Here is an 18,171-nt window from a genome sequence, read left to right on the forward strand (position 1 = left end):
AGCTCGGAAGGATCCTTCAACCGATCACTTTGGCTTTAACTGATCGGCATTACTCTTCATGAGGGATTTTTTTATGTCTGTAATCGATACGCTCTTTCGATTCAAAGAATCAAGCTTCTCGCATCTATTTCGCCACAATCAGCATCAACTCTACACGGCGGTTACAGGCTTTACCTTGTGCTGAAGCGTTGTTACACGCGGGAACGTACTCACCGAAACCGCGGGTGTAAATAGCACGACTCGAAACATAGTTACTTTCTAAGCGAGCTTTCACTTCTTTTGCGCGCTGTTCAGAGAGCGGATCATTAACACGATCACTGCCTGTATTATCCGTGTGTCCTTCAATGACGACATCAATGTCTTGGCGTCGAGAAAGATAACTGCCTAACGTGTCCAACCAATTGTTGTAAGCGGGTTCAGGAGATGTCGAACCTGTTTTAAAGTTCACATGCTGCACAAGCTTTACCATCACATGGTTGCCAGGTAAAACTTCAAAATCGATACGGTTTTGTCTTAAAAAGACTTCCAGTGGATCATTGGTCGAAACACCACGTCCGTAGTTAGTGGTAATAGTTCCTTGCTGATGAGTGGTTTGAACCACCCCCCATTCAGGGTACATAATGTCATAATCAGTTTTCGGTGCAGTTTGTAACATATCCTCACCGAATAACCCTGTTGGTAACGTAGTTTCGCACCCAGCCAAAGCTATGCTTAACATTATCGCTAAATATCTCATTACTTCACCAACCACTTATGCAGATAAACCATTCACTAATGTCTATATCGGCACTGAGAGAAAAACTTTAGACAAAAACTTTATACGAAAAAAAAGCACGTCCAAAAAAAGTGTTTTTGATCACAGTTCACCGTCAACTCGCCTGTCATCGCCCGCTCGTTTCAACTGTTTGCATTTATTTACCTTATAATTGTTTTCCAATTCGTACTAAATAGTTAGAATCTCACGACTTCTCAACGCTAGAGCAAACATTATGTTTAAACCATTTACTAAATTCATCACAGCACTTGCTGCCGCACTGATTATCGCGGGTTGTAGTGAAACAGACGAGCCACAGAAAGGCGTTCAATACGAAGCGCTGCCTACTGCTCTAACTGAATTTAACCTGTCTCCGATCACTGAAATCTTCTCTCTAAACTGTGGTCACTGTCGTCAAATGGAAAATGCAATTCCAAAGATTGAGTCGCTAACAGACCAAACTATTGGCAAGATGCACGTAACGTTCAATGAAAGTGCTCAAATCAGCGCAATGATCTACTACACGGCAGTGATGCAACTTGACGCGACCCCTGACCACGCGTTCATGGACGACCTATTTGCTGCCGTTCAAATGGGTGCAGATGCAACGCCAGAACAACGTCAACAAGCTCTGGAGACTGCTTTCACTTCTCGCGGTCTGGTTAGCCCATACCAACTGAACAAAGAACAGCAAGTTGCTCTATTTGACTACGTAAAGAAAGCTGAAGAGATCTCGGTTAAAGGTCAAATCAACTCAGTACCAACATTTATCATCAACGGTAAATACCAAGTACTGACAGCAGGTCACCAAGATGTTCAAGGTATCGCAAAAACGATCAACTACCTTTTGACTCAGCCTTAACGGCTTTTCTCTATAAAAAATCAACAATAAATAGGTTTTACTATGTCTAAATTTATCATCCCGGTCATTGTCTTTATTTTGGCTGGCTTCATGATCTACCGCACTTGGATGAACCATAAATCTGGCGAAGAAAATATCGAACAAGGCCAACAATTCCTTATCGAAAACGGCGCTAGAGAAGGGGTTGTTACGACTGAAAGTGGTCTTCAATACCTAGTTCTTGAAGAAGGTACTGGTACAGAGCACCCAACTAAGAACAGCAAAGTAACGGTTCATTACCACGGTACACTTATCGACGGCACTGTTCTCGACAGCTCTGTTGATCGTGGTGAGCCAATCTCATTTGCTCTTAAACAAGTGATAAAAGGCTGGCAAGAAGGTTTGACTTACATGGTCGAAGGCCAAAAAGTTCGCCTGTTTATCCCAAGCCAATTGGCTTACGGTAAAGGTGGTTCAGGCCCTATCCCACCATCAGCAACTTTGATTTTTGATGTTGAGTTAATCTCTATCAAATAATTGAAGAGACTGATTTAAGCCCTAACATACGAGCTATGTTGGGGCTTTTTTATATGTGAACGTTTGAATAATTGAATAATTGAATATTTGAAGCCACTTTTGTAACGACGGAATATACCTCAAAAAGCCGAAGACTAGACGACTGGTCTAATTTAACTTATAGTAAGCCCATGAACGATAAAACGAACGACACACGCCTGCATGTTTTAGATGTTGGCTACCAATTAATAGTGAACAACGGCTTTAACGGCGTTGGCTTATCGCAATTGCTTAAAGAAGCGGATGTTCCAAAAGGATCGTTTTACCACTACTTTAAATCTAAAGAGCAATTTGGCGAGGCTCTGATCCAGCACTATTTTGAGACCTACATCAGCAGAGTTGAAACTATTTTGGTTCATGGTGAAGGCAACCATTACCAGAGAATTATCAGTTATTTCACTCGATGGTCACAGATTGAAAACGGTACTTGTAACGCTCATAAATGCTTAGTCGTTAAGCTCAGCGCCGAAGTTTCTGATCTTTCTGACCCTATGCGCCAAGCGCTATTGAAAGGTGCTGAGAAAGTGACGCATACCATCGAGCAGTGCATTGTCGGTGGTATTGATGATGGCTCGATAAAGGTTGAAGAGAGCCAAGAAACCGCTCAAAATCTATATTCTATGTGGTTAGGCGCAAGCTTATTAAGCAAACTAAGCCAGAGTTCACGTAGCTTAGAATCAGCTTTAAACCTAACCCAACAGATTTTAAAAGGTAAAAACTAACCACGTACTGTGTTTAGTCTTTACTAACGACAGATAACCCGCCCTCTTATCATTTGATGACGGCGGGATTTTTAGACAACAAGACTAGACGACTGGTCTAATTCTAAATAAACATAATATAAAATTAAGGATACCCAATGACTCAACAAGACAACCGCCGCATCGTATTGGCTTCTCGCCCAGTAGGCGCACCGACTCAAGATAACTTCCGTTTGGAGACAGTAGCCGCACCAACAATTAAAGACGGCGAGATGTTACTTCGCTCAGTTTACCTTTCTCTAGACCCGTACATGCGTGGCCGAATGAGCGATGCTAAATCTTACGCAGACCCTGTTGCGATTGATGAAGTGATGGTCGGTGCAACCGTGTGTCAGGTTGAAGAGTCAAACAATAGCGATTTTGAAGTTGGCGAATGGGTACTGGCTTACACCGGTTGGCAAGATCTTGGTGTGTCTGATGGTGAAGGCCTAATCAAACTAGGTAAAGAGCCAACACACCCTTCTTACGCACTAGGCATCATGGGTATGCCAGGCTTTACTGCGTACATGGGCTTACTTGATATCGGCCAACCTAAAGAAGGCGACACTCTAGTCGTTGCGGCTGCAACAGGTGCAGTAGGCGCAACCGTTGGCCAAATCGGAAAATTAAAAGGCTGTCGTGTCATTGGCGTTGCTGGTGGTCAAGAGAAATGTCAGTACGCGAAAGAAGTGCTTGGTTTTGATGAATGTATCGACCACAAAGCCGACGACTTCGCGGAGCAACTGGCTAAAGCATGTAGCAACGGCATCGACGTTTATTTTGAAAACGTTGGCGGCAAGGTGTTCGATGCGGTAATGCCGTTGCTTAACACTGGTGCTCGCATTCCTGTTTGTGGCCTTATTTCACAATACAATGCGACATCACTTCCTGAAGGCCCAGATCGCATGTCTAGCCTTATGGGCACTCTTTTGGTCAAGCGTATTAAGATGCAAGGTTTCATTATCTTTGATGATTACGCACACCGTTACAATGAGTTTGCTGTTCAAATGACAGAATGGTTGTCTCAAGGCAAGATGCATTACCGTGAGCACCTAGTTGAAGGCCTAGACGAGGCGCCACAAGCATTCATGGGTCTATTGGAAGGCCAAAACTTCGGTAAGCTTGTTATCAAAACAAACGAAGCTAAATAAATTCAAAAACTGAACCAGTTAACTAGGTAAAATCATGATTACTTTGCATCACCTAAACAAATCTCGCTCAAAACGAATCATCTGGCTACTGGAAGAGCTTGGTGTTGATTATCAAATCAAACCATACCAACGAGACAGTGTAACGTTTCTAGCACCACCAGAATTGAAGGCCGTTCATCCTCTTGGTAAATCTCCGGTTATTGAAGACGATGGCGTCGTGATCAGCGAATCTGGTGCTATCACCGAGTACCTAATCGACAAATACGGTCAAGGTAAGTTCGCACCAGTGCGCGGCACCGCTGACTACGTGGAATACTCACAGTGGCTTCACTTCGCTGAAAGCTCTGGTATTCTGCCAATGCTACTTAAAATCTTTGTGATGAAAGACGGTTGCGAGACTAATTTCCTTGGCGGCTACGCTGATGATGAAAACCAAAAGATCCTAACCTTTGTCAACGAAGCGCTTGAAGGTAAAACTTACCTTGTTGCTGATACTCTGACGGGTGCCGATTTCATGATGTCGTTCATCGTAGAAATCGTGGGTAACTTCGGTGCCACTGCGCTCTACCCTAACATTGCTAAATACGGTGATCTTTTAACGAGCCACCCTGCTTACCAAAAAGCCGAGCAACTAGAGCTAGAACACTCGAACTGATCGAGTTTCAATCAAGCTCGGACGCGCTTCGGATAAGCACAAGCAACTAAATGAAGCCAAAGCCGATTTATCTTTCGCTTTGGCTTCTCATTTACCTTCATTTCGACAACAATACCGAACTCTAACTGAACAGCCATAGAGTTTGATCTTCATGTCAGCAAACCTTGCTCAATACACACCACTGCACCTAAAAAACGACAATACGAATGTAGACTTACCGCTACCGACTCGTTTTACGTTTCCGTACTACTACACACCACATCCAACGTGTGAGTTTGCCATGCAGCAACTTCAGCAGTCGTTACTCGACTGCGGTGTGAATGAAACATCGCAAGGCAACCTCTACGCCGTGCTTCTTGTTCAGAACCCAACTACACAAGAGCTAGGTTACCTTTCTGCGTTTTCAGGTTTGCAGTTATATCCGTCTTTGGCCTCTCAGTTAAACAACATTAACTTTGTTCCATCAGCCTTCGATTCAGAACAGTTTCAATCTCACAACAGTGCAAACCTTGCTCGCCAATCGCAACTAGCGGATGACATTGAAAAACTACAACAGTCGCACAACCTAGACGCATTATTGGCTGAATTTGAAGAGTTAAAAATCGAATCAGCACAAGCTATCGAAGCCTTTCAATTAGCCATGGCAGCAAACAAATCTCAGCGTAACGAACTCAGAGAACAAGCCAATCAAGAAAAGGCATTGGGGAATCTAGAGTCAGCAGCGAATTTGCTCAAACAACTGGGCAATCAAAGCAGCCAAGAGAAACGCGACTTAAAAGCACTTAGAATCGAGTGGAAACAAAAGATCGCAGAACGCCAGTCGCAAGTTGATGCTATCGAAAGCGAACTCACGAGCCGCAAGCAAGAGTACCAAGCGATCTCAGCCGAATTAGAAGCGCAACGGTTGTCTCATTATCGCTTTAACAACCAAGCTCTCGAATCAAAGAACCTGCTTGAATTGTTAGATGGCAAAGACGCTCTTGAAGGCTCTGGCGACTGCTGCCTACCTAAGCTGCTTAATTTTGCTTTTGAACACGGCTTTCAGCCATTAGCATTGTCTGAGTTTTGGTGGGGATTGCCTCCAACGGCTGTCATTCGCCAGCACGCAAACCTGTACCCGGTTTGCCAAAGTAAAAGCTTCGAGATCCTCGACCACCAGCTAAACGGCATCGAATTAGAAGAGAACCCGCTTATCGTGAACCCTGCGGTTGGTAAGTCGTTTGATATTGTCTATGAAGATGACGAGATCGTGGTGGTGAATAAACCCGAGGAGTTCTTGTCGGTTCCTGGTAAGTTTATCGAAGACTCTGTTTATACCCGTATTAAAGCGCGTTATCCCGATGCAACAGGCCCTTTGATTATCCATCGATTGGACATGTCGACGTCAGGCTTATTGATCTTGGCGCTGACCGCAGAGTCCAATAAACACATCCAGAAGCAGTTCATTGATAGAACCGTAGAGAAACGATATACAGCTCTGTTAGATGGTGAAATCGACGGCAAATCTGGCGATATCAGCTTGCCCTTGCGCGGCGACATAACAGACAGACCAAGACAATTGGTTTGCCATGAACATGGACGTAATGCTGAAACTCATTGGGAAGCGGTCAGCACCAACAATGGCAAAACCAAGGTTCACTTGTACCCTAAAACAGGACGAACCCACCAGCTGCGCGTACACTGTGCTCACCCGTCAGGCCTTGGTGTACCGATTCGTGGTGACGACTTATACGGATACAAACGTGAGCGTTTACACCTTCACGCTGGCTACTTAAAACTGATTCACCCAACAACCGGTGAATGGCTCGAGTTTGAAGTGCCTTCTGAGTTCTAAACCGTTTCCATTTGGTAGGGCTTCGTGCCCTACTCTTATTTCCTTTGCCTCTCATAGCTATCGCTACATGTCGAATAAACTTAGTACGATGCGATGACCAAGAAGCCAGAACCCAACAGAGTAACCATCGCGGGAATACCATCCTTCCACGTATCGAATCTCAAATGAAAGTAAATCGCCCCTAGTGAAGTACTCGCTAATATCAAACCTCCCATCAGTTGCGTATGTTCAGGTGCTAAACCAACCAAAGCACAGAGCAACAATACAGCTCCAGTAAACTCAACCATACCAACTAGAAACATGATGACGCGATTTAATCCATAGCTTTTAAAAAAGCCAAGCTGGATTTCAAACACTTTCTTTTGCCAAGCAATTGTCTTGATTGAACTCGCCAATAAAAAGAACACCACTAGTAATACACTCACTACTGTACTCATGTTGCCACCTTTCTTAAGAATCATTAACGTAGTGGAATCATTTAACCATTCATAAATAGAACGATAAATGCTAGTTTTATGATAGTTAGGATTCCAATTTGGAATGATTGGGTTTAGGTACAAGATATAGGACAACTAGAATGGATAAAATTGAGTGTATTCGTATCTTCGTGGAAACTGCGCAGCTGAACAGTTTTACTGCTACTGCCAATAAACTCGACGTGACACAAAGTGCCGTAAGTAAAAAGATTGCGTGGTTAGAAAGTGATTTAGGAATGACGCTGTTTCAGCGAAACAGTCGCAAAATATCCCTAACCCATGCAGGCAAAGACTACCTGACTTATTGCTCCCGTTTACTCGAAGAGATGTCTACCATAGAAAGTAGGCTCAAGCGTGAAACAGAATCCGTGGAAGGTGAGCTTAAGATATCTGCGCCAAGTGCTTTTTCATCGATGTTACTCAGTGAGCCGCTTCAAGCTTTCATTGAACAGCACCCAGGTATCCGCATTAACCTCAGCATCGATGACCGCATCGTCAACCTTAATGAACACAATATTGATGTTGCCATCCGCGCGTCACAACTCAAAGACTCAGGGCTAAAAGCACGCTTCTTGTTTAACAACAAAGTTCACTACTTCGCATCACCAGATTATCTAGAAAAACAAGGGATTCCTCTGTATCCACAAGATTTGAGCGAACACCAATGCTTAACCTACTCCCTGATGAGCCCTGCGAATGAATGGCGTTTTACCGACAAGAGCGACAAAACTAATACCATTAAAGTAAATCAAATATTCACTTCAGATAGCCCAGATATGCTACTTAAAATGGCTCGACAAGGTTTAGGTATTGTTGCTTTACCGGATTGGATGGGCAAAGAGTATGTTGAGAAAGGAGAACTAAAAAGGTTATTGGAAGATTGGAGTAATAACCAGCTACCAATGTACGTGGTGTATCATGCGAGCGATTATTTGCCCCAAAGAATCCGAGTGTTTATCGATTTTCTTGCGAAGTATTTGAGCGCAAGGAATAGTTAAAGCTCTAAGGACAGTTAGAGCTCAACTAACATCGATAGCTAAGATAAAGTCTTAACCCATTACATCCTTGCGCTGATCAACACATTCAAAAGAGGCCATTTCGAATTCACGACAGATCCAAGGTCGGTTTTCGTAAATAGTACACATCAGTGTTTCTCTATCTACAGCAGAACACCAACCGTCGTCGAGTCGCAACATCGTTTCGCCGCCCCATTCATCATAAGCGATATGCTCTTCAGGTACGCCTGTATCTGTGATGATCATAACCTCTAAACGGCAACAGCATGCCTGACAATTAGCACATGTTACTTCGGGTTCGGTTACGTTCTTTATCTCAATCGTCATAAGTGACTACGCTGCTAAATTTTGCGTATAGTAATCGAAACCGACCGCTACGGCTAATAAAGATAGTGCGGCGCAGTGTTTTGATTGATGTAGAAATAAAAATAGGCGCTGTGATTTACTCACAACGCCCATACTATTTATGGTTTTCCATCGCGACTTGTCGCCACTATCTCGCTTTACAACAGACTAGCCTCGATTTAGAACAGACTAGCGAAAAATAGCTTTACGTAGTCCATCAAGCGTTTGAACAAGCCAGCCTGCTCTACCGCTTCCAACGCGATCAAAGGTTGAGTTTGAACATCTTCACCATCAACGGTGTAATGAACAACGCCTAAGGTTTGGCCTTCTGAAATCGGGGCTTTCAGTTCAGATATTAGTTCAATCGATGCCGTTAACTTTTTGCTGTCTGACTTAGGCAGCGTAATAAACGTATCTTCTGCAACGCCTAGCTTCAACGTATCTTGAGCACCAAACCACACCTTCTCTTCAGCGACTTGGTCACCGCCTTGATGAGGGTTTAGCGTATCGAAGAAACGAAAACCATAGCTCAACAATTGTTTGCTGTCTGACTCACGACTCTTAACGCTTGATGCGCCCATCACAACCGCAATAAGTCTCATCTCACCTTGTGTCGCCGAACTCGCTAAACTGTAGCCGGCACCAGAGGTGTAGCCTGTTTTCATGCCATCGACCGTCAAGCTTCTATCACGTAATAAGCCATTGCGGTTGTGTTGTGTAATTTTGTTGTAGCTAAACGAGCGTTCGCTGTATAAACCATACACATCCGGTAAATCGCGAATAATCGCACGGCCTAATAGAGCGATATCATAAGGCGTTGAATAGAGATCGTCCGCATCTAAACCATGTGCATTCGCAAAATGGGTATTTTCCAGTTTTAGCGAAGCTGCCCAAGAGTTCATCAAGTCAACAAATGCATCTTGTGAGCCAGCAACATGTTCTGCAATCGCAACACTCGCATCGTTCCCTGATTGAATAATCAAGCCACGGTAAAGATCCATCATCGCGACATCAGTGTTCACTTCGATGAACATTTTTGAAGAATCAGGGAAGTTTTTCGCCCATGCGTTTTCGCTAATTCGCACCTGATCATCCGCAGAGATGTTACCTCGTTTCATCTCTTGTCCAGCCACATAACTGGTCATAAGCTTGGTTAAACTCGCTGGGTTCAACTTAGTGTGTGCGTTTTTTTCTACCAGCACATCACCAGAGTTAAAATCAATTAACACATACCCTTTTGCGCCTAGGCTAGGTGGGCTTGGTACTATAGAAGGTGCCGCGACAGCAGTATTTGCTACGATCGCTGCGTTACTTACAATGAACATACTTAATAGAGGGAGAGAGTATTTTGAGAACCGTTTCATTGAATCAAACCTAAGTTAACGTTTTGTTCAGTATAGACAAATGCTAGCAAAAGAAGCGCGAACTTTACGTTGCTTTACGTATTTGTACGGTTCGTTACAAATAAAAAAGTATAATCTGCGACCTGTCCGTTTTTTACACAAGAACGATTGACTCAATGAATACATTCAACACTTCGCTTTACCTCTCGGGCATACGTCTAAATAACATTTCAACAAAGCCCATAACCCGCTGTTTGCTTTCGCTCGGCTCTAAATCAGGTTGGATACCAGACTGCGCCAGTGCTTGCCACTGTATAACTTCCGAATTAGGAACAAAAAAAGCAATATACAAAGATCCTTTCTCGCTTACCTTTCCATCATCACTATAAAATGGCACACCTGTAGATAGCTGAATCGCATCAAAGATCGATTCATCGTTCAGTTCAGACTTTTCAGCTAATCCAAAACCCACTACGACATCACCAGCCCCGGATTTCAACTGATAACCTTTCAATGAAAGTTGTTCTTTAATCGCTTCGCGTACAAGATCAGTGACGACCGTCTTGTCATATTTTTCAGAAAGGTACACTTGCTCTGATTCGGGATGCCATGAGTACGTGACTACCCCATGCTTCATGAAATCAAAGTCACCACTGGTCACCACGCCATAATTGTGAGTTGGAGTCGTTTCATTGGTTGTACACGCTGTCAGTCCAATCGCTATCAAAGCCAACAACGCGACTTTATTTACGCCTTTTGTTGCACATATGAATCGTTTTATCATTCGCGGCTTCCTTTCCTATACAAGAATAATTATCAATTTGACCTTCAACATAAACAGTAATTATATTAATAGAAAGATCATTAAACGTTTGCGTAATCGCTAACCTTCACTTCTACTCATTTTGGGGGTTTAACCACAGAAATAGACTCGGTATAGTAAACTTAGTTAAACATAACCAAACCATTCGGGGCACGGAGCTTCCTCAATCATCTCATGAAGAGAAGAATTGGTACCGATAAAGCATCGGCAAATTTAAGAGGGTCACACAATGGAATTCAATATGGTTGAAATTTTAGGTTACGCGGCATCTATTATGGTCGCAATTTCATTAACAATGAAAGATATCGTGCGTCTGCGTGTCCTTAACTTTGTTGGCTGTACTCTATTCACAGCATACGGCGTTATGATTGATGCATGGCCAGTGGTTGCAACCAACGGTTTCATCGCTTGTGTGAACATCTACTTCCTTGCAAAAATGCAAAAGGAAAAAAAAAATGAAGCGATGAAAGCAGCAAAAGCTTAGATTAACGGCTAGCACTTTCAAACAATTCTAAAAAAGCCCAAATAGAACGTTCTATTTGGGCTTTTTCATGCTTATCAGTTTTAGAAAACTTCAATGACAGACAATACGATATTGACTCTCTCTGTATACCTGTGTGTTATTGCGTCCATTCTTTTTCGCTTGATAAAGTGCTTTGTCAGCTTGGTCTATCGTGCCTTCTATGTGGAACAGTGCATTTGCATAGCGACACCCAACACTGACCGTTACAGGTAACACTAACCCCTCAATTTTTTCGACGCTACGCCTAAGCTCTTCCGACAACTCGTACAATTGATATTCATTGCAATCAAAAGTCACAAAGATAAATTCCTCACCGCCATAGCGAGCAATTAGACGATTTTCATTTGCAAATTGCTTCAATACTTTTGCAACGGCACAGATCACTCTATCGCCTTCATTATGCCCGTGTAGATCGTTTACCGATTTAAAATGGTCAATATCTAGAAGAATGATACCAACACCTTTTAACGGATAAGGCGAACACTCTAAAATTCTCATCTTAACCTGAGAAATAAAGTCCCGCCGATTACTCAACCCCGTAAGATAATCTAAGCTAGCTACATCTAAGATCTTTAAATGACGGTGCCGCAGGTAAAGCACCAAAACGGCGATGCTGCTAAGCAAACTTATAACCAAGGTCATCAAACTAACTAGCAATAAACTGTGGTTCTTATTGAGCTCTTGCTCCAAAACTCCAGCAGAAATGATCCAATTCAGATATGGGTAGAACTTATAGAAAATGTTTTTGTTTGTCGTACCGTTGTCATCTGAAATTGAGTAACTAAAATGCCCTTCAGGCTCAGCAACGACCTTATCGATGAGCAACTCTGATGAATAACCAATTAAGGCTTTCAAGTGTTCGTGTTCAAAATTGGGTCGGAGGACTAGCTCGCCTTGCAAATCAACAATATATACATAACCACTATCGCCATATGAATACTTTCTTAGTTTATCTTTAAGCGCTTCGAGATCGACCAAGTACATGAGTTCATCTTTATAAGTGGTCGCCACCAATGTATTACCACTCGGTAGCCTCACTGAATACGCGACCTTCGCACGCTTGCCGACTTCATGTGGATTAGCATGAGAATACTGAGTCATTCCAGACTTTGAGGTCAGTTGCGTTTGAATATGGGTTAAATGCGCGCGATTTTGCCCTTGTAAAAACGGATGATACAGGTGGACACCTTGTGGTGACATCAAATAGATATAACCTGACTCTCCAATCACCAATTCGTTAGCAATTCGGATGACTTCTTTAACTTCTTGTTCTGGAGTGACACCTAGTGTGTGAGAAGCGACAGTATCAGTCACACCTTTGAGATAGGTTTTAATAGCTTCGTTAACGGTAGTATCTACGATGTCGTAGCTTGCGTTTACAATAGTACGGAAGAAGAATTGATTAGACTCTAAAAGTGATTCTTTGGTTCGGTTAAATTGAATAGCAGAGAGGACCAAAGATACGAGGGCCAACACGATGGAAAAGTTGAGGATATACTTACGTCTTACTTTCAAAATTACCTCATAGCTTTTAAATTTTAGGTAACGCTATTGTTTTTATAAGTAGATTGTTTTATATCATATTTATCTATTTTACTGAACGATAGTCGATATTAATGGCGCTCTTCATGTGCAATCTGTGACTTATAGCAAAAACGCCGAACTGGATTCAGTTCGGCGTTTTGATTTTACGTTTAAATTGATAACTTAATTTATACTAAAGCCCTGATAAATCGACTTAAAAGCATTCGCATTTATTACCTATTACTACGCTCTATTGTCTATAAATACATTGCTTAGCATTAAATTAAGAGCACACTTTGGTCCAACTGCCGTCACTACCCGGCTCGGCACTTGTCCACCAGTTTGCTTGGTAAACACTACCGTTATGAACCACTTGGTCGCCCGTGTTTGCGTGGCTTGGGTTACCCGCCCAATCTTTCTGAGGTAAGTCGGGATATACAGCTAAACCCGCAGTATCGCATGTACCTGGGTTGGTACCGCCATCACCAGGATTACCGCCACCAGTACTGATATCACCCAGTGGTAGATCCGGCTGCTCAAAGCTAAATGCATAATCGACACTATTCACATTCACTGTATAGTTTGCAGGGCCAGAAATTGGCAAGTAATAAACCATATCGAGTTCATACACACCACCAGCAGGGAGCTCTTTCCATGCAGGTAACGTAAACGCTACTCTGTGCATCGGACCATCTAGACCACCAATATTATTGGCACGAGTGTGACCAGAAGCAATCACAGACAAACCACCGCCCGATTGATCTTTTGCGTTATCAGGTGCAGACACTGGGATATCGAACTGGAACTCAGTACCACCAGGAAGCGCTTGACCTGTATTGTTTGTAAACGTGATCTTAGGGTTAATTGGATAGTTTTGGTCACCGACTTTGAAGCCACCTACAGAGACAGTAATATCTAATGCTTCCGTTGGGATAGCACCCGTTGCAACCTTGTTTCCATATGGAGTAGCTGACTTAAACTTATCGTAGATAGCTTTCGTCATAGTGTTACCCATGTGGAACTCACCGTTTCCGCTATTACACGCCTGTTCGGTTGTATCGATTGAAGTTCGGTTACCGTTCGCATCGAGTACGTAACAGTTGTAATCCCCTGCTAGTTCCCAGAACATGATGCCACCGATTTCTTTGTCGATAACGTAATCGGCTTTCACATCGATAGAATCTTTATCTTCCGTTGAAAGGAATACGCCCTTCTCTGCGTTCCACAACCAAGGAGCAACAGCCACGCTGTCATAGTTACGCGTGTAAGTCCCCATTAGAACATCTGAAGGATCGTTAACAGGATCAAGCTTGTAAGCTGCTGCATAAGAACCCCAAATGCCTTTCTCTAAGTTCTTCGCATGCCACATTGGGTTTGAACCTGCACCCATTTCGTTGCCTTTCGGATCAGTATCGTGCCACATGTTATCGATACCAATTGCGCCATGGCCACAGTTGTTCTTCTCGCCTTCACCAGTACCTGCTGAACATTCAGCTTGGTTTGGCAGTGCTGCTCGGCCCCAAAGACCATTCTCACCACCCGTTACGCCTTGCCAACCACGTGTGTAGTAAGGCACACCGATGTTAATACGACCTGCTGGCATAGAACCACGGAAGTAGTGGTAGGCCCAATCCGTATTCAGGTAACCGATACCGCCGTAAGCCGCTGTGCCGTATACGTTCCACTGTGCTAACTCTGAATCTTTACCTGTATCAAACAACGCAGCGTTATGGCCTACGTGATCGTTCCACGCACCGTGAAGGTCATAAGACATGATATTTACGTAATCGAGATACTTGGTTACATCGAATGTTTCCATACCACGCAGTAGGTAACCCGAAGAAGGCGCCGCGATCGTTAACATGTAGTGATTGCCATCTTGCGCAGAGGCTGCATCAAGCTTCTCACGCAACACTTTCATCAACACTTGGTAAGAAGCCCATAGGTATTGACGACGTGGTTCCATAAAGTCTTTATCGTACGGATTACCTGCGCCCGCCATTGACGTCGGGTATTCGTAATCGATATCTAGACCATCGAACTGGTATTTACGAAGCATTTCAACCGCTGAAGTTGCGAATGTTTCGATACCTTGATGGTTAATAGAACCGTCAGCATTGGTCGTCATGGTATAGAAACCACCATCAGCCACTCGGCTACCATCAGTGGCGAAGTGGCCACCGGTCTCCGCCCAACCACCGATTGAGATTAAAGTCTTAACATCGTGTTTTTTCTTCGCTGTCGCTAATGCACCGAAGTGACCTTTGAAGCCTAATGCTGGGTCAACTTCCACGCCCGGCCACTCTTTACCAACCGCTGCGTTGTTCGGATCGTTCACATCACCCACGTTTACTTTGCCATCTGAGCCGATGCTCACGAAAGCGTAGTTAATGTGTGTGAGTTGTTCCCAAGGAATGTCATTTACTAGGTAAGCAGCTTGTGGGTCATCCCCTGCACGCCAGCTGGTGAAGTAACCAATGACACGACGTGGGTGATCCGCGCCCATTTTCTCACGGCCTTCATCATCGTAAATCGTACAATAAGGAACATCGACACCTTGAGTTTGATACAAGCCATCAGGTCGACAAGTGCTCACCGTTGGTACGCCATTCACCGTCAAAGAAGCCAGCGCTGAATCTGTCGTTGCGCCTTGATTGTCAGTCGCTTTTGCGTAAACCGCTAAAGAACCGGCTTGAGTGGTTGTGTAGTTAAGCGTGTATGGGCTTGTCGCAGCCGTTCCGACTAAAGAACCTGCCACATAAAAATCGACCTTATCAACCGTACCATCGCTGTCTGTTGCCGTTGCGGTAAGCGTTACCACACCACCAACATCAACCGAAGATGCAGAAAGCGCAACCGATACTGTCGGCGCTTCATTTCCAGGTGTAACTGAATCGACAGAAATAGAGACCGCGCTTGCTAAGCTAGCCGCGCCTTGATTGTCTGTAGCAACAACCGAAACCTGATGGCTACCAGACGTTGCAGCCCAAACCGCTTCGAAAGGTGCTGCTGTAACAACCGCGACTGAAGTTCCATCAATGAAGAATTCAACCGAAGTAACACTGCCGTCGGAATCTAGCGCCGTTGCACTCAACACCACGTTATCGCCTTCAGTGAACATGTCAGAGGCAGATGGAGTCGTTAACGAAGCCGTTGGTGCTTCATTTGGTGTACCTCCACCTCCATTGCCGCTACACACATCTAGCTTTTTCCACTGTGCGTAGTCACCTTCAAATTGACTTGGGTTGTTGTTCTGATTCCAGTAATTTGCTGAGTACGCGCTGCTGTCATGTGAAACTTGATCGCCGCCTGTGTAAACCGTGGCAGGATCCCACGCTTCTAACGTTGAGCAATCCACAGCCGCATAGCTATTGAAAGCCATTAAGCATGACGCAGTGAGAGTACTGAGTGTAAAAACCTTTTTGGCCACTCTTCCTTGATTTAGGTGCATGTTAGCAGTCCCTTAAGTTGTTGTTTTAAGATATTTAAAGTAAATGACACTTTTTTTGCCAATTAAACACCTAAAATATTTACTATTTATAAAATGACTCGCATTAATTTGTTTATAGCATGCAATGATTCGACACTTATTTTGCACCAACAACTAAAATTAATTTATTTCGGAAAGCTAAAAAAATAATGTCTCAAGAGTCAGAAATGTGATTTGAGTTTGAGAAAAATTCGTATCAAAACTAACCAAAAAGTAGGGATTTATTGGCGATTTGGGATTATTTTATGAAATCGCCCACTTTTTGATTACAAATATGTTAGTATCAGCGGCTTTTTTGACGAGCCTCACATTTTTATCCGAATGTGGGAGAAATACATAGGCTTGAAAGAGCCAAATATAGCGAAGAAATAATGTCCAACTTGACGCAAGTCGCCAACGAAAACATCAACGCAGAATCTACTTCTATCGATTTCAATAGAGCTCAATCTTTGGGTGAAAAACTGGAACTCGGAAACCCAGTCTTTTGGCTGAGTGGCAGTTTCCTGACCCTCTTTGTCATCCTTGCTTTCACCAACACCTCCGTATTGTCCGAACTTGTCAACATCGGCTTTAGTTACTCAACTAAATGGTTCGGTGCTTTCTGGCAAGTCCTACTACTACTCAATTTCATTATCGGTTTAGTGCTTGCACTAAGTCGCACAGGCCATGTTCGTTTAGGGAAGCTTGCCCTACCAGAAATGACCACGTTTAAATGGATGTCTATCGTCCTATGTACACTCCTTGCGGGTGGTGGCGTGTTCTGGGCAGCTGCAGAGCCAATTGCTCACTTTGTTTCAGCTCCACCGCTGTATGGCAATGCAGACCCTCAAGCGATGGCATTCAATGCACTATCACAATCTTTCATGCACTGGGGTTTCCTTGCATGGGCTATCTTAGGTGGTCTCTCTTCGATTGTGCTTATGTACTTGCACTACGAAAAAGGCCTTCCTCTTAAGCCACGCACCCTGCTTTACCCAGTACTGGGCGACAAGGCAATCAACAGTTGGATTGGTAACGTCGTTGATGCGTGCAGCATTGTGGCAGTAGCCGCAGGTACAATCGGCCCTATCGGCTTCCTTGGCCTACAGATCAGCTACGCGTTGAGCGAGCTGTTTGGAATTTCTGACAGCTTTGCTACCCAAAGCGTCGTTATTCTATTCGCTATTGCAATGTATACGCTGTCGGCATTAAGTGGTCTAAGTAAAGGCATCCAACTGGTAAGCCGTTACAACATCATCTTATCGGTGTGCCTAATCGTTTACATTCTCCTTGTTGGCCCAACCAGCTTTATCATTGATGGTTACCTACAAGGCATCGGTGAAATGGTCGACAACTTTATCCCAATGGCGCTATACCGCCAAGATACTGCGTGGCTAGGTGGCTGGACTGTATTCTTCTGGGGTTGGTTCTTAGGTTATGGCCCAATGATGGCGATCTTCATTGCTCGTATCTCACGTGGCCGAACTATTCGCCAAATGATCGTTTCTATCAGCATCGTTGCACCGCTTGTGACTTGTTTTTGGTTCAGCATTGTTGGTGGTAGTGGCTTAGCGTTTGAATTAGAGAACCCAGGCGTAATATCTAGCGCATTCGAAGGTTTCAACCTTCCAGCTGTACTACTGGCTATTACTTCGCAACTACCGTTCCCGACTCTGATTGCAATCCTGTTCCTTATCCTGACGACCACGTTCATCGTGACCACAGGTGACTCAATGACCTACACCATCAGTGTAGTAATGACTGGCACAACAGAACCTAACTCAGCAGTTAGAACATTCTGGGGCGTCATTATGGGGGCAGTGGCTATCGCGCTTATCTCAATGGGCTCTGGCGGCATCTCAGCTCTGCAGTCGTTCATTGTGATCACTGCCGTTCCTGTTTCGTTTATCTTGCTGCCATGTCTATGGCATGCACCGAAGATCGCGAAGCAGATGGCAAGAGATCAAGGTCTCGCTTAATACCTAATCCGATTTAGTTTCGGATAGCGTAGAACACTAAAAAGCCACTCAAGTGATTCACCTGAGTGGCTTTTTTTAGGTTCATCGCGGATTAGCGGGAACTTAAAACAAAAACGGTAGTA

The 18,171-nt window shown here is 43.9% G+C and carries 16 protein-coding genes; 9 read left to right on the plus strand and 7 right to left on the minus strand.

The genetic code is table 11. The features are described 5' to 3' along the window. Positions 1-124: 124 nt before the first annotated feature. Complete coding sequence (locus ACED42_RS20185; RefSeq protein WP_009845487.1) at positions 125-718, minus strand: OmpA family protein; 594 nt, start codon at positions 716-718, stop codon at positions 125-127. Positions 719-989: 271 nt separating this feature from the next. Here ACED42_RS20185 and ACED42_RS20190 point away from each other — a divergent pair, with 271 nt between their 5' ends. The 6 genes from ACED42_RS20190 (at position 990) to ACED42_RS20215 (ending at position 6,551) form a co-directional block, all read left to right on the plus strand. Then, positions 990-1,616: a thiol:disulfide interchange protein DsbA/DsbL gene (locus ACED42_RS20190; RefSeq protein ID WP_017101784.1), complete on the plus strand. Its 627-nt coding sequence runs from the start codon at positions 990-992 to the stop codon at positions 1,614-1,616. Between the two features lie 42 nt (positions 1,617-1,658). Then, positions 1,659-2,132, plus strand: coding sequence for an FKBP-type peptidyl-prolyl cis-trans isomerase (locus ACED42_RS20195; protein ID WP_371703925.1), 474 nt, complete (start codon positions 1,659-1,661; stop codon positions 2,130-2,132). Between the two features lie 170 nt (positions 2,133-2,302). Then, positions 2,303-2,893: a TetR/AcrR family transcriptional regulator gene (locus tag ACED42_RS20200; RefSeq protein WP_009845490.1), complete on the plus strand. Its 591-nt coding sequence runs from the start codon at positions 2,303-2,305 to the stop codon at positions 2,891-2,893. A gap of 137 nt (positions 2,894-3,030) precedes the next feature. Then, positions 3,031-4,062, plus strand: a complete 1,032-nt coding sequence (locus ACED42_RS20205; protein WP_012600487.1) for an NADP-dependent oxidoreductase — start codon at positions 3,031-3,033, stop codon at positions 4,060-4,062. A 34-nt stretch (positions 4,063-4,096) separates the two neighbouring features. Beyond that, positions 4,097-4,717, plus strand: coding sequence for a glutathione S-transferase family protein (locus ACED42_RS20210; RefSeq protein ID WP_009845492.1), 621 nt, complete (start codon positions 4,097-4,099; stop codon positions 4,715-4,717). Positions 4,718-4,868: 151 nt separating this feature from the next. Then, positions 4,869-6,551, plus strand: a complete 1,683-nt coding sequence (locus ACED42_RS20215; protein WP_032500651.1) for an RluA family pseudouridine synthase — start codon at positions 4,869-4,871, stop codon at positions 6,549-6,551. A gap of 80 nt (positions 6,552-6,631) precedes the next feature. On the opposite strand, the gene ACED42_RS20220 is transcribed toward ACED42_RS20215, so the two are convergent. Beyond that, positions 6,632-7,012 (minus strand): DoxX family protein, encoded by a 381-nt coding sequence (locus tag ACED42_RS20220; RefSeq protein WP_009845495.1) that lies wholly within the window; start codon positions 7,010-7,012, stop codon positions 6,632-6,634. A gap of 116 nt (positions 7,013-7,128) precedes the next feature. On the opposite strand from ACED42_RS20220, the gene ACED42_RS20225 reads away from it, so the two are divergent. After that, a complete protein-coding gene (locus ACED42_RS20225) occupies positions 7,129-8,025 on the plus strand; it encodes a LysR family transcriptional regulator (protein ID WP_009845496.1) in 897 nt (298 codons plus the stop codon). 51 nt (positions 8,026-8,076) lie between these two features. On the opposite strand, the gene ACED42_RS20230 is transcribed toward ACED42_RS20225, so the two are convergent. The 3 genes from ACED42_RS20230 to ACED42_RS20240 all read right to left on the minus strand — a co-directional run bounded on the left by ACED42_RS20230 (position 8,077) and on the right by ACED42_RS20240 (position 10,515). Then, positions 8,077-8,370, minus strand: a complete 294-nt coding sequence (locus ACED42_RS20230) for a YkgJ family cysteine cluster protein (protein ID WP_012600484.1) — start codon at positions 8,368-8,370, stop codon at positions 8,077-8,079. Positions 8,371-8,567: 197 nt separating this feature from the next. Next, a complete protein-coding gene (locus ACED42_RS20235; protein ID WP_017097507.1) occupies positions 8,568-9,752 on the minus strand; it encodes a D-alanyl-D-alanine carboxypeptidase family protein in 1,185 nt (394 codons plus the stop codon). Between the two features lie 178 nt (positions 9,753-9,930). After that, positions 9,931-10,515: a DUF4136 domain-containing protein gene (locus tag ACED42_RS20240; RefSeq protein WP_371703928.1), complete on the minus strand. Its 585-nt coding sequence runs from the start codon at positions 10,513-10,515 to the stop codon at positions 9,931-9,933. A gap of 268 nt (positions 10,516-10,783) precedes the next feature. On the opposite strand from ACED42_RS20240, the gene ACED42_RS20245 reads away from it, so the two are divergent. Continuing rightward, a complete protein-coding gene (locus tag ACED42_RS20245) occupies positions 10,784-11,038 on the plus strand; it encodes a YgjV family protein (RefSeq protein ID WP_009845500.1) in 255 nt (84 codons plus the stop codon). Positions 11,039-11,128: 90 nt separating this feature from the next. On the opposite strand, the gene ACED42_RS20250 is transcribed toward ACED42_RS20245, so the two are convergent. Together ACED42_RS20250 and ACED42_RS20255 are read right to left on the minus strand one after the other, a co-directional pair. Then, positions 11,129-12,592 carry a diguanylate cyclase domain-containing protein gene (locus ACED42_RS20250; RefSeq protein ID WP_371703930.1) on the minus strand — a complete coding sequence of 488 codons (1,464 nt, stop codon included), beginning with the start codon at positions 12,590-12,592 and terminating at the stop codon, positions 11,129-11,131. A 292-nt stretch (positions 12,593-12,884) separates the two neighbouring features. Continuing rightward, positions 12,885-16,052, minus strand: a complete 3,168-nt coding sequence (locus ACED42_RS20255; RefSeq protein ID WP_102249984.1) for a chitinase C-terminal domain-containing protein — start codon at positions 16,050-16,052, stop codon at positions 12,885-12,887. A 410-nt stretch (positions 16,053-16,462) separates the two neighbouring features. Here ACED42_RS20255 and ACED42_RS20260 point away from each other — a divergent pair, with 410 nt between their 5' ends. Continuing rightward, positions 16,463-18,049, plus strand: coding sequence for a BCCT family transporter (locus ACED42_RS20260; RefSeq protein ID WP_009845503.1), 1,587 nt, complete (start codon positions 16,463-16,465; stop codon positions 18,047-18,049). Positions 18,050-18,171 lie beyond the last annotated feature (122 nt).

This window comes from Vibrio sp. FF145 (assembly GCF_041439075.1).
Lineage (GTDB): Bacteria > Pseudomonadota > Gammaproteobacteria > Enterobacterales > Vibrionaceae > Vibrio > Vibrio tasmaniensis_A.